Origin of the sequence: Klebsiella sp. 2-CIP_Kleb. (genome assembly GCF_050378715.1) — a bacterium.
Lineage (GTDB): Bacteria > Pseudomonadota > Gammaproteobacteria > Enterobacterales > Enterobacteriaceae > Klebsiella > Klebsiella quasipneumoniae.
This window is the reverse complement of sequence record NZ_JBNRLG010000001.1, coordinates 749,081-761,358: the sequence shown is the minus strand read 5'-3', so window position 1 is coordinate 761,358 and position 12,278 is coordinate 749,081. Positions and strand designations below refer to the sequence as shown.

11 protein-coding genes and 1 pseudogene are annotated in these 12,278 nt (G+C 65.3%); 10 read left to right on the top strand and 2 right to left on the bottom strand.

What is annotated here, in order from left to right; genetic code table 11:
• From mhpB to ACQUTP_RS03780, 7 genes are all read left to right on the top strand, one after another.
• Window positions 1–945: a 2,3-dihydroxyphenylpropionate/2,3-dihydroxicinnamic acid 1,2-dioxygenase gene (mhpB, locus tag ACQUTP_RS03810; RefSeq protein ID WP_023318525.1), complete on the top strand. Its 945-nt coding sequence runs from the start codon at window positions 1–3 to the stop codon at window positions 943–945.
• 17 nt (window positions 946–962) lie between these two features.
• Window positions 963–1,829: a 2-hydroxy-6-oxonona-2,4-dienedioate hydrolase gene (mhpC, locus tag ACQUTP_RS03805; RefSeq protein WP_285754941.1), complete on the top strand. Its 867-nt coding sequence runs from the start codon at window positions 963–965 to the stop codon at window positions 1,827–1,829.
• A gap of 9 nt (window positions 1,830–1,838) precedes the next feature.
• Window positions 1,839–2,645, top strand: coding sequence for a 2-keto-4-pentenoate hydratase (gene mhpD, locus ACQUTP_RS03800; RefSeq protein WP_032425897.1), 807 nt, complete (start codon window positions 1,839–1,841; stop codon window positions 2,643–2,645).
• Window positions 2,638–3,588 (top strand): acetaldehyde dehydrogenase, encoded by a 951-nt coding sequence (mhpF, locus tag ACQUTP_RS03795; protein WP_285754938.1) that lies wholly within the window; start codon window positions 2,638–2,640, stop codon window positions 3,586–3,588. The genes mhpD and mhpF overlap by 8 nt, the downstream gene beginning before the upstream one ends.
• Window positions 3,585–4,601 carry a 4-hydroxy-2-oxovalerate aldolase gene (gene mhpE, locus ACQUTP_RS03790; RefSeq protein ID WP_023318522.1) on the top strand — a complete coding sequence of 339 codons (1,017 nt, stop codon included), beginning with the start codon at window positions 3,585–3,587 and terminating at the stop codon, window positions 4,599–4,601. The genes mhpF and mhpE overlap by 4 nt, the downstream gene beginning before the upstream one ends.
• A gap of 71 nt (window positions 4,602–4,672) precedes the next feature.
• Window positions 4,673–5,869, top strand: a complete 1,197-nt coding sequence (gene mhpT, locus ACQUTP_RS03785; protein WP_285754936.1) for a 3-(3-hydroxy-phenyl)propionate transporter MhpT — start codon at window positions 4,673–4,675, stop codon at window positions 5,867–5,869.
• Window positions 5,870–5,970: 101 nt separating this feature from the next.
• Entirely contained in the window at window positions 5,971–6,696 is a 726-nt protein-coding gene (locus tag ACQUTP_RS03780; RefSeq protein WP_285754935.1) for a polyphenol oxidase family protein, read from the top strand.
• Between the two features lie 12 nt (window positions 6,697–6,708).
• On the opposite strand, the gene ACQUTP_RS03775 is transcribed toward ACQUTP_RS03780, so the two are convergent.
• Window positions 6,709–8,289 (bottom strand): rhodanese homology domain-containing protein, encoded by a 1,581-nt coding sequence (locus ACQUTP_RS03775; protein ID WP_285754933.1) that lies wholly within the window; start codon window positions 8,287–8,289, stop codon window positions 6,709–6,711.
• 5 nt (window positions 8,290–8,294) lie between these two features.
• Window positions 8,295–8,897, bottom strand: a complete 603-nt coding sequence (locus ACQUTP_RS03770; protein WP_285754931.1) for a cysteine dioxygenase — start codon at window positions 8,895–8,897, stop codon at window positions 8,295–8,297.
• 106 nt (window positions 8,898–9,003) lie between these two features.
• Between ACQUTP_RS03770 and ACQUTP_RS03765 the strand changes: the two genes are divergently transcribed.
• From ACQUTP_RS03765 to ACQUTP_RS03755, 3 genes and pseudogenes are all read left to right on the top strand, one after another.
• Window positions 9,004–9,897, top strand: a complete 894-nt coding sequence (locus tag ACQUTP_RS03765) for a LysR family transcriptional regulator (RefSeq protein ID WP_017901276.1) — start codon at window positions 9,004–9,006, stop codon at window positions 9,895–9,897.
• A 144-nt stretch (window positions 9,898–10,041) separates the two neighbouring features.
• Window positions 10,042–11,137, top strand: a pseudogene (locus ACQUTP_RS03760) (LLM class flavin-dependent oxidoreductase).
• Entirely contained in the window at window positions 11,124–12,275 is a 1,152-nt protein-coding gene (locus ACQUTP_RS03755; RefSeq protein WP_004203043.1) for an acyl-CoA dehydrogenase family protein, read from the top strand. The pseudogene ACQUTP_RS03760 and the gene ACQUTP_RS03755 overlap by 14 nt, the downstream one beginning before the upstream one ends.
• The last annotated feature ends 3 nt before the right edge of the window (window positions 12,276–12,278 follow it).

Genomic DNA, 12,278 nt, shown 5'->3' with positions numbered 1-12,278 from the left:
ATGCATGCCTATCTGCACTGTCTGTCGCACACCCCGCTGGTGGGATTCGTTGACCCTGAACAGGCGGTCCTTGATGAGGTCAACGGGGTGATTGCCGACGCCCGGCGGCGGATCGCTGAATTCGATCCCGAACTGGTGGTGCTCTTCGCCCCCGATCACTACAACGGTTTTTTCTATGACGTGATGCCGCCGTTCTGCCTCGGCGTCGGCGCCACCGCCATCGGCGACTTCGCCAGCGCCGCCGGCGACCTGCCGGTGCCCACCGAGCTGGCGGAAGCCTGCGCTCACGCCGTGCTCAACAGCGGTATCGACCTGGCGGTGTCGTACAACATGCAGGTGGACCATGGCTTCGCCCAGCCGCTGGAGTTTTTGCTGGGTGGGCTGGATCGCCTGCCGGTGCTGCCGGTGTTTATTAACGGCGTCGCCGCGCCGCTACCGGGTTTTCAACGCACCCGGCAGCTTGGCGAGGCGATGGGCCGCTTCCTCAACACCCTCAATAAGCGGGTGCTGATCCTCGGCTCTGGCGGGCTGTCGCACCAGCCGCCTGTGCCGGAGCTGGCGAAGGCCGACGCCCATCTGCGCGACCGCCTGCTCGGCAGCGGCAAACAGCTGCCGCCGGACGAACGCGAGCTGCGCCAGCAGCGGGTGATCAGCGCCGCCCGCCGGTTTACCGAGGACCCGCGCTCGCTCCATCCCCTTAATCCGGTGTGGGACAACCGCTTTATGAGCCTGCTGGAGCAGGGGCGGCTGAGCGAACTGGACGCGATCGGCAACGACGAGCTGTCGGCGATGGCCGGCAAATCGACGCACGAAATTAAGACCTGGGTGGCCGCCTTTGCCGCGCTATCCGCTTTTGGCCGCTGGCGTAGCGAAGGCCGCTATTACCGGCCGATCCCCGAGTGGATCGCCGGATTCGGCTCGCTGAGCGCCACCACCGAGATTTGATTAACCGGGAGACTAACATGAGCTATCAACCGCAAACCGAAGCCGCCACCAGCCGATTCCTCAACGTCGACGAAGGGGGCCGCACGCTGCGTATCCATATCAATGACTGCGGCGACGGGAAAGAGACCGTGGTGATGCTCCACGGCTCCGGGCCGGGGGCTACCGGCTGGGCCAACTTCAGCCGCAATATTGACCCGCTGGTCGAGGCGGGCTATCGCGTGCTGCTCCTCGACTGTCCGGGGTGGGGGAAGAGCGATTCGATCATCAACAGCGGCTCGCGTTCGGATCTCAACGCCCGCATTTTGAAAAGCGTGGTCGATCAGCTGGGGATCGATAAAGTCCATCTGCTGGGCAACTCGATGGGCGGCCACAGCGCAGTGGCCTTCACCCTGAGCTGGCCGGAGCGGGTGGATAAGCTGGTGCTGATGGGCGGGGGGACCGGCGGCATGAGCCTGTTCACGCCGATGCCGACGGAGGGCATCAAGCTGCTGAACGCCCTGTACCGCGAGCCGACCATTGAAAACCTGAAGAAGATGATGAGCATTTTCGTCTTTGACACCCGCGACCTCACTGACGCGCTGTTCGAGGCGCGGCTGAACAATATGCTGTCGCGCCGCGACCATCTGGACAACCTCGTCAAGAGCCTCGAAGCCAACCCGAAGCAGTTCCCTGACTTTGGCCCGCGGCTCGGCGAGATCGCTGCGCCAACTCTGATCGTCTGGGGACGCAACGACCGCTTCGTGCCGATGGACGCCGGGCTGCGCCTGCTCGCCGGGATCGCCGGCTCTGAGCTGCATATTTACCGCGACTGCGGCCACTGGGCGCAGTGGGAACATGCCGACAGTTTTAATCAGCTGGTGCTCAATTTCCTCGCACGGGCCTAAGGAGTGATGATGACTTTTTCTCTTGACGCGCTGGCGCAGCAGCTGCGCGACGCCGAACGGACCGGCCAGGCGATCGCCCCGCTGCGCAATATCCTCGGCGTCGACAACGCCGACGCCGCCTACGCCATCCAGCGCCTGAACGTTCAGCACCACGTGGCCCATGGCCGGCGGGTAGTGGGCCGCAAGGTGGGCCTGACCCATCCCAAAGTGCAGCAGCAACTGGGGGTCAACCAGCCGGATTTCGGCACCCTGTTTGCCGACATGTGCTACGGCGACAACGCCGACGTGCCGTTTGGCCGCGTGCTGCAGCCGAAGGTGGAGGCCGAGATCGCCCTGGTGCTGAAACATGATCTGCCCCATGCCGATACCACTTTTGATGAACTGTATCACGCCATCGAATGGGTGCTGCCGGCGCTGGAGGTGGTGGGCAGCCGGATTCGCGACTGGTCAATCGGCTTTGTCGACACTGTCGCCGATAACGCCTCCTGCGGCCTGTACGTCATCGGCGGCCCGGCGCAGCGCCCGGCGGGGCTGGATCTGAAGCAGTGCGCCATGCGGATGACCCGCAATCAGGAGCTGGTCTCCAGCGGCCGGGGCAGCGAGTGCCTGGGGCATCCGCTGAACGCCGCGGTCTGGCTGGCGCGCAAGATGGCCAGCCTCGGCGAACCGCTGCGGGCGGGGGATATCGTGCTCACCGGGGCGCTAGGCCCGATGGTGGCGATTAACGAGGGGGACAGCTTTGTCGCCCATATTGAAGGTATTGGCTCAGTCGCGGCACGCTTCGTCGCCGCCGGAGAAGGACATCGTGATGCGTAAACGTAAAGTCGCCATTATCGGCTCCGGGAATATCGGCACCGATTTAATGATTAAAATCCTGCGCCACGGCCAGCATCTGGAGATGGCGGTGATGGTCGGCATCGACCCGCAGTCGGATGGCCTGGCCCGCGCCCGGCGCATGGGCGTCGCGACCACCCACGAAGGGGTGGGCGGCCTGATGCAGATGGCGGAGTTTGCCGATATCGACTTCGTCTTCGACGCCACCAGCGCCGGGGCGCACGTCAAAAACGATGCCGCGCTGCGCGAAGCGAAGCCGGGGATCCGCGTCATCGACCTGACGCCGGCGGCGATTGGCCCATACTGCGTGCCGGTGGTCAACCTCGCGGCCAACCTCCACCAGGGCAACGTCAATATGGTGACCTGCGGCGGCCAGGCGACCATCCCGATGGTCGCCGCGGTTTCGCGGGTGGCGAAAGTGCATTATGCAGAGATCGTGGCCTCCATCGCCAGCCAATCCGCCGGGCCGGGCACGCGGGCGAATATCGACGAATTCACCGAAACCACCTCGCAGGCGATTGAAAAAGTCGGCGGCGCGGGCAAGGGCAAGGCGATTATCGTGCTCAACCCGGCGGAGCCGCCGCTGATGATGCGCGATACCGTGTATGTGCTGAGCGAGATGGCGTCCCAGGAGGCGATTGCCGCCTCGATCGCCGAGATGGCGGCGGCGGTGCAGGCTTACGTGCCTGGCTACCGGCTGAAGCAGCAGGTGCAGTTTGAGGTTATCCCCGAGGATAATCCGGTCAACCTCCCCGGCGTGGGCCGTTTTTCCGGCCTGAAAACCGCGGTTTACCTCGAAGTGGAAGGGGCGGCGCACTATCTGCCGGCGTACGCCGGCAACCTCGATATTATGACCTCGGCGGCGCTGGCGACGGCGGAGCAAATGGCCGGGGCAATGAACAGCGCGGCGGGAGCGACAGTATGAACGGTAAAAAACTTTATATCTCGGACGTGACGCTGCGCGATGGCATGCACGCCATTCGTCACCAGTATTCCCTGGCGCAGGTGCAGCAGATCGCCGGCGCGCTGGATAAGGCGGGGGTCGACTCCATCGAAGTGGCCCACGGCGATGGGCTACAGGGATCCAGCTTCAACTACGGCTTTGGCGCCCACAGTGATATCGCCTGGATTGAAGCGGCGGCGGCGGTGGTCAGCCAGGCGAAAATCGCCACCTTGCTGCTGCCGGGCATCGGCACGCTGCACGACCTGAAAGCCGCGTATCAGGCCGGGGCGCGGGTGGTGCGGGTCGCCACCCACTGCAGCGAAGCGGACGTCGCGGCGCAGCATATTGCCTTTGCCCGCGAGCTGGGGATGGACACCGTCGGTTTTCTGATGATGAGCCATATGATCTCCCCGCAGGCGCTGGCGCAGCAGGCGCTGAAGATGGAATCCTATGGGGCGACCTGCATCTACGTGGTGGATTCCGGCGGGGCGATGAACATGAACGACATTCGCGACCGCTTCCGCGCGCTGAAGGCGGTGCTGAAGCCGGAGACCGCCACCGGGATGCATGCCCACCATAACCTGAGCCTCGGGGTGGCCAACTCTATCGCCGCGGTGGAAGAGGGCTGCGATCGCATAGACGCCAGCCTGGCCGGGATGGGGGCGGGGGCGGGCAATGCGCCGCTGGAGGTGTTTATTGCCGCCGCCGACAAGCTCGGCTGGCAACATGGCACCGATCTCTATGCGCTGATGAACGCCGCCGACGAGCTGGTGCGGCCGCTGCAGGACCGCCCGGTGCGCGTCGACCGCGAAACGCTGGCGCTGGGCTACGCCGGGGTCTACTCCAGCTTCCTGCGCCACAGCGAAGCGGCGGCGGCGCGCTATGGCCTCAGCGCGGTGGATATTCTCGTCGAGCTGGGCAAACGGCGGATGGTCGGCGGCCAGGAGGATATGATCGTCGACGTCGCGCTGGATCTGCTTAACCGCCAAAAATAACAACGCGCGGCTGACCACGCATCAGCCGCCCATCACCTGATCCGCTTGTCCGGCTATCGCCAAGGTACCCTATGACCAAGATAACGACCGCAAACTCCTCGCGCCTGATGGTCACCATCGGGCTCTGTTTTATGGTGGCCCTGATGGAGGGGCTGGATCTGCAGGCGGCGGGGATCGCCGCCGTCGGCATGGCGCAGGCCTTTGCGCTGGATAAAATGCAGATGGGCTGGATCTTCAGCGCCGGGATCCTCGGCTTGCTGCCCGGCGCGCTGGTGGGCGGCATGCTGGCGGACCGCCACGGGCGCAAACGCATCCTGCTGAGCTCGGTGCTGTTGTTTGGCCTGTTCTCGCTGGCCACCGCGGTGGCCTGGAGCTTCCCGACGCTGCTGCTGGCGCGCCTGCTCACCGGCGTCGGGCTGGGGGCGGCATTGCCGAACCTGATTGCCTTAACCTCGGAAGCCGCTGGCCCACGCTTTCGCGGCCGGGCGGTGAGCCTGATGTACTGCGGCGTGCCCATTGGCGCCGCGCTGGCGGCGGCGCTGGGGTTCTCTGGCCTCGCCGCGGCCTGGCAGACCATCTTCTGGATTGGCGGCGTGGTCCCGCTGCTGCTGATCCCGCTGTTGATGCGCTGGCTGCCGGAGTCGCAGGCGTTTCAGCGCGTGGAGACCAGCGTACCGCTGCGCACCCTGTTTGCCCCGGGACATGCTGCCGCCACGCTGCTGCTGTGGCTGGGCTATTTCTTCACCCTGCTGGTGGTCTATATGCTCATCAACTGGCTGCCGATGCTGCTGGTGGGCCAGGGGTTCAGCGCCAGCCAGGCAGCGGGGGTGATGTTCTCTCTGCAGATCGGCGCCGCCTGCGGTACTTTGCTTCTGGGCGCGCTGATGGATAAGCTTACTCCGCTGCGCATGTCGCTGCTGATATACAGCGGCATTCTGGCATCGCTGCTGGCGCTGGGCAGTGCGTCGACGCTGAGCGGGATGCTGCTGGCGGGGTTTGTGGCCGGGCTGTTCGCCACCGGCGGCCAGTGCGTGCTCTACGCGCTGGCGCCGCTCTTCTATCCCGCGGCGATCCGCGCCACCGGGGTCGGCACCGCCGTGGCGGTGGGCCGCCTCGGGGCGATGAGCGGCCCTTTGCTGGCCGGCAAGATGCTGGCCCTCGGCACCGGCACCGTCGGGGTGATGGCAGCCTCAGCGCCGGGCATCGTGCTGGCCGGCGTGGCGGTGTTCTGGCTGATGCATCGCCAGCAGCGCGCGGCCATGGTCTGATGCTGTCCGGCGGTCTGGCGGAAAAATGCCGGGCCGCCGCCTTGCCTCTCCGCGTGTCCTGGCCTAAGGTAAGACATCATTCCCTGTCGTTTATTGTCTCTATGGCTTACCGCTCCCGCTTGCTCGACGCTATCCCTGGCATCCGCCACGCGTTTCTCGATGTCCACGAAACCGCCGCTTTTCCCTATGCCGAATTGGCCCCGGTGAAGCTGGTCCATGGCAATGAGGTGCATCACTATCAGCAGCCGCTGCCGACGCGGCCGCACGCCGACGCGGTGTTTACCGCCGTGGCCGGGCAAAAGGTGGGGGTGGTGACCGCCGACTGCCTGCCGATACTGATCGCCTCGCGCGACGGTCGCTTCGTCTGCAGCGTCCATGCCGGCTGGCAGGGGCTGGCCAGCGGCATTGTCGACAACAGTCTGGCGACTTTTCGCCAGCGGGGGGTGGCGCTGACCGATCTGGTCATCGCCGTGGGGCCGCATATTCACCCTTGCTGTTACGAAGTCTCCGCCGGATTTTATCAGCAACTGCTGGACCAGCCCGGCGGTGATCGGGTGGCCCGGCACCGCCAGCGGCTGTTCCATTCCCGTTCGGGCCCGGTCAGCGATCCGCTTAAAGCCGCAGCGCGCGGCAGCGATAATCTGTGGTTTGATCTGCGCGCTTTCGCTGAAGCGATCTTCGCAGAGGCGGGGGTGGCGCCGGCGAACGTTGAATGGCTGGGGAGCTGCACCTATTGCACGCCGCAATCGCTGGGCTCCTACCGGCGCCGGACCCATTTTCCGGCGCCGAAGAGCTTTCAGTACTCGTGGATCATGCGTCAGGCCTGAGGCGCGCTGGCGTTAGATAACCCGAAAACCGTGGGTGCCGTCGCGGGCCAGCTGATCCACCAGGCCGTACTCCCACTCCAGATAGGCCTGCATGGCCTCTGCGGAATTATCGGTCCCTTCATAGGGACGGCGATAGCGGTCCCGGCGCTCGACGGCGAGGCCGTCGTCGCCATGGGCCAGCGGCAGACCGGCGGCGATCCACGCCAGCGTCCCGCCGCGCAATACCTGTACCGGCTTACCGGTTAAGGCCGCCACCTCGGGCACCGCGTAGCGGGCCAGCAGGCTGCTGCCGCAGGTCACCACGTAACGTTGCGCGGGAGGGATCGCTTCCAGGGCCTGGTGCAGCTGCGAGCGCGTCAGCCACCACGCGCCGGGGATATGGCGGGCGACAAAGTTGGCGCTGGTGGTAAAATCGAGCACCACCGTACCGGGCTCCTCCAGCTGTTGCGCCAGCTGCGCCGGGCTTATCTCCTCCGCCGGCGGGGCGGGGGGCACTTCGGCGGCCGGCACCCCGCGCTCGCTCAGCTGGCTGGCCGACAGCGCGCTCAGCCGCGCCGTCTCCCAGCCCATCTGCGCCAGCCACGAGCCGGTCATCGCCGCCCGGACGCCATCGTCATCCAGTAACACTATCCGCGCTCCCCGCACGCTGGCGAAGTGATCGGTCTCCTGCACCAGCTGGCCGCCTGGCGCGCTCAGGCTGCCAGGATAGTGGCCCGCCGCGTACTCCTCGGGGCTGCGGACATCAAACAGGAAGGTGGTGCGGTCGCTCTGCTGCCGCCAGCGTTGTAGCGTCGCTTCATCGATGACTGCCACCCCGGCCCGTTCGGCGAGATGCGCCGCCTCGGCGGCCCGGACGCCAGAGGCGCGGGCGGAGGGGTCGTATTGCCGCTGCTGCTGGTGCGCCAGCGTCTGACCAGCCAGCGTCCAGCCGATAGTACCATTGCGCAGGGCATGGACCGGGTTCGGCACCCCGGCGTTGATCAGCGACTGGGTGCCGATGATGCTGCGGGTGCGTCCGGCGCAGTTGACGATGATCGGCGTCTGCGGGGAGGGCGTCAGGCTCTCCACCCGCAGGACCAGCTCGCCGCCGGGCACGCTGATGCTGCCGGGGATGCTCATGGTCTGGTACTCATCGAAGCGCCGGGCGTCGACGATCACCACCTCCTGTCGTCTGTCGATGAGCGCCTGAACCTCCTGGGCGCTGAGCGACGGCGTGTGACGCACGCTTTCCACCAGCTCGCCAAAAGCTTTACTAGCAGAGTTGACGTCCTGAAACAGCTCGCCGCCGCTGCGGCGCCAGCCGGCGAGACCCTCGGCCAGCAGGGCCACATCCTGATAGCCCCAGGTCCGCAGCCGTTCGACGGCGATCTCCGCCAGCCCTTCGCCGTTGTCGTAGACGGTGATCGGGGTGGTGAAGTGCGGTATCCGCCGGCGGACCTCCAGCTCCAGTTTGCTGAGCGGCAGATTGACGGCAAACAGTGGATGAGCGGTGGCGAAATCGGCCTCTTCACGGACGTCGATCAGCGCCAGTTCACGACGGTCGAGCAGCGCCTGACGGATCCCGGCGGCCTGGCGATAAGCGTAAGTGGACATAATGGTTATCCTTGGTGTTCGCGGGAGGAATCCCAGATATTGGGTAAATGGCGGTTGGAGTAGCCGGATATAAACGGTTTTTGCTGGCCTTCCGGGGTATACACTGCGCGCTTCACCGCGCCGATGTTGCCGCCGTAAACATGTATGCTGATGGAGACGCGATCCGCCAGCGCATTGCTGACGCGATGAATGTCGCCATCGTCAGCGGAGACTTTCTCCACCTGACCTGCCTGCAGAAGCGTGGCGGCGCCCAGCGCGCGCGGTATGCCATCGGCATCCAGCTGGTAGCGTTGATTTTCCTCCGCGCCGCGCAGCATCCCAATGGCCCCCCACACCCGGTGGTCATGGATCGGCGTCGCCTGTCCCGGCCCCCAGACGAAGCTGACGATCGAGAAGTGCTCGCCGGAGTCGGCATGCAGCAGATACTGCTGGTAATGGTGTGGGTGCGGCAGGGTGTACTCTTCCGGCAGCCAGTCGTCGTGACGCACCAGCGCCGCCAGCCGCTGCGCCACGGCGTCAAGCAGCGGCGCGGTCGAGTGGTGTTCCCGGTGCAGACGGTCAACCTCATGAATAAAATGGCGTAATTTTTCCAGTCGTGGTGCAGTCATGTGCGCTTCCTGTCAGAGGGACTGGTCAAAACGCTAACAGAGGCGTTAATATTATTTAAATGCAATTTACGCATATATTAATATGCAAATTTCACATAAGGATCCTATGCGCATCGACGATATTGACGCTCTGCTGGCCACAGTGCAGTTTTCTTCCCTCAATCAGGCGGCGGACTATCTGGGGATCACCCAGTCGGCGATCACCCGGCGCCTGCAGCGTCTGGAGCAGGAGCTGAACGTCACGCTGTTAGCGCGTCAGACCCGCCCGCTGACCCTGACCGCCGCCGGTCAGCGGGTGTACGAGCAGTGCCTGAGCATTAAGCGCGAGACGAAAAAGCTCTACAGCCTGTTGGATCCGCAAGGCGAGCCGCGCGGCGCGCTGCGTCTCGGCGTACCGCAGAGTATCAGCGAGATCGCGCTGCCGGCGGCGCTGGCGGCGCTGAGCCAGCAGTTTTCCGCACTGTCCCCGCAGGTCACCTGCGGCTGGAGCGGAGAGCTGCAGCGCCGGCTGGAAAACGGCGAACTGGACGGGATGCTGGCGATGGGCCCCGCCCAGCAGACCCTCGCCGAGGGCTACAGCGGGCGTCTGCTGTGCCCCCTGGAGGTGGTGCCGATTGCCGCCCGGCGGCTGAATCTGCGGGCGTCGTCGCTGCGGGAGTGCGTCGAACAGGGCTGGATCCTTAACCCCGATGGCTGTGGCCTGCGCGCCGGGCTCATCCGCGAGCTGCAAAGCCAGGGCCTGCGCCTGAAGCTTAACGTCGAGAGCGCGGGCGCCCAGCTGCAGATGGCGCTGGTGGCGCAGGGACTGGGGCTGGGTCTGGTGCCGCGGGCGGCGCTGGCGGCCAGCCCGTGGCGGGACGAGATCGAGGTCGTCAACCTCAGCGATTTTCAGCCTGCGGTGTCGCTGTGGCTGATCCACGCTCAGTATCTGGCCAACCTGCAGTCGCCGCTGATCTTTTTCGCCAGCAAAGTGGTGCAGCAGCTGACAGTATCCGACTGAAAAAACTATTCATTTTCTATTAATGCAAGCCTTGCATATTAAGATATGCTAAAAATGCATTTTGTTCATTAACACACTCTGTATAGGGTAATGACCAGCGCCGCCGTCGCGGCCACTCCATTACCCTGACGCAAGGAGTTGTTCATGAGCATTCAGTTTCTTGGCATGATTGGCCACCGCCTTTCTTCCGAAACGATTGCCCCGGTGGGGCCGATCTTTGACCGCGACTATATTGTTCGCTTCGCGCAAACCCATGAAGCCGCCGGGTTCGATCGCCTGCTGGTGGGTCACTGGTCCGATCAACCCGACGGCTTTCTGGTAACCGCCCTGGCCGGACTGTCGACGCAGAAAATTCAGTACCTGCTGGCCCATCGCCCCGGTTTTGTATCGCCGACCCTCGCCGCGCGCAAATTCGCCACCCTTGAGCATCTGCTGGGGGGCCGGCTGGCAGTGCATATCATCAGCGGCGGCAATGACGCCGAGCAGCGCCGGGACGGCGATTACCTCGACCACGACCAGCGCTATGCCCGCACCGACGCCTTCCTCGACGTGGTGCGCCAGGTGTGGACCAGCGAGCAGCCTGTCGATATTCACAACGAGTTTTATCAGGCCGAACAGGCCTGGTCAGCTATTCATCCGCTGCAAAAGCCGCATCTTCCCATCTACTTCGGCGGTTCGTCGGCAGCGGCCATCGCCGTCGCCGGCAAACACGCCGACGTCTTCGCCCTGTGGGGCGAGTCGCTGGCGCAAACCGGCGAGACCATCCAGCGCGTGCGCGCCGAAGCGGCGAAACACCAGCGTGACATCGGTTTCAGCGTCTCGTTCCGGCCGATTATCGCCGACAGCGAAGCCGAGGCCTGGGAGAAAGCTGAGCATATCCTGCATGTCGCCACCGAGCAGGCGGCGCAGCGCGGGGGCGGTTTCAAGGCCAAACCGGACAGCATCGGCGCCCAGCGGCTGCGGGCCACCGCCGCGCAGGGCAGAGTGGTGGACAAACGCCTGTGGACCGGCATCGCCCAGCTGGTGGGCGGCGGGCATAACTCAACCGCCCTGGTGGGTACTCCGGAGCAGGTGGCCGATGCGCTGCTCGATTACTACGACCTCGGGGTGCGCAACTTCCTGATCCGCGGATTCGACCCGCTGAACGATGCGGCAGACTACGGCCGGGCGCTGTTGCCGATCGCTCGGGAAAAAGCCGCGCGGCGTGCGGTGGCGGAGCGCGCATCGTGATCCATCCTGAGCGCGACGACTGGGCGCAGCAGCTGACGGCGGTACGCCAACAGATGGCGGAGCAGGCGGCCAGCCTCGACGCCAGCGGCGACTTTCCCTGGCGCAATATCGACCACCTGCGCGCGGGGGGCTGGTTAAGCCTCGCCGTGCCGCGTGCTTACGGCGGCGCGGGCGCCAGCCTGGCCCAGCTGCAGCAGGCCATCGCCGCCATCGCCTGGGGTGAGCCGGCGACGGCGCTGATCGTCTGCATGCAGTATCTGCACCATTTGCGGCTGGCGGAAAACGACGCCTGGCACGCGCCGCTGCGCCAGCAGGTTTTTCACGACGCCGTCGAACGCGGTGGCCTGATCAACAGCCTGCGCGTTGAGCCGGAGCTGGGTTCCCCGGCGCGCGGCGGCCTGCCGGACACCGTGGCGAGCCGCTGCGCGGACGGCTGGGACATCAACGGTCATAAAATCTATACCACCGGCATTGAAGGGCTACGCTGGCTGGCGGTATGGGCGAGAAGCGATGATAACCCGCCGCGGGTGGGCACCTGGCTGGTGCCTGGCGACAGCGCCGGGATTAGCGTGGTGAAAAGCTGGGATCACGCCGGGATGCGGGCCACCGGCAGCCATGAGGTGATTTTTCGCCACGTGCGGGTGGCGGCAGAGAACGCGGTGGATGTCTGGCCGGTCGATGCGCCACCCGCTGCCCAGGCGGAACCGTTGCGCCTGTTCGCCAACCGGCAGACGGCGCTGCTGGCGGCGATCTATGACGGCATCGCCCGCGCCGCTCACCACTGGCTGGTGAGGTGGCTGACGGGGCGGGTGCCTGCGGGCCTCGGCCATCCGCTTTCCCGCCTGCCGCGGGTGCAGGAGAAGGTCGGACAGATCGCCGGGCTGCTGCTGGTGAACCGCAGCCTGCTGGAGCAGGCCGCCGCGCTGCGCTTTTCCGCCATCGAGGCCAATCTGGCGAAAGTCACCATTACCGACAACGCCATTCAGGCGGTGAATATCGCGCTCGAGTTGACCGGTAATCATGGCCTCAGCCGACAGAACCCGCTGGAACGCCACTACCGTAATGTGCTCTGCGGCCGGGTGCATACCCCGCAGAGCGACAGCGCCTGGCTGGCAGCCGGCCACTTCGTCTTTCAATCACAAGGATAATCA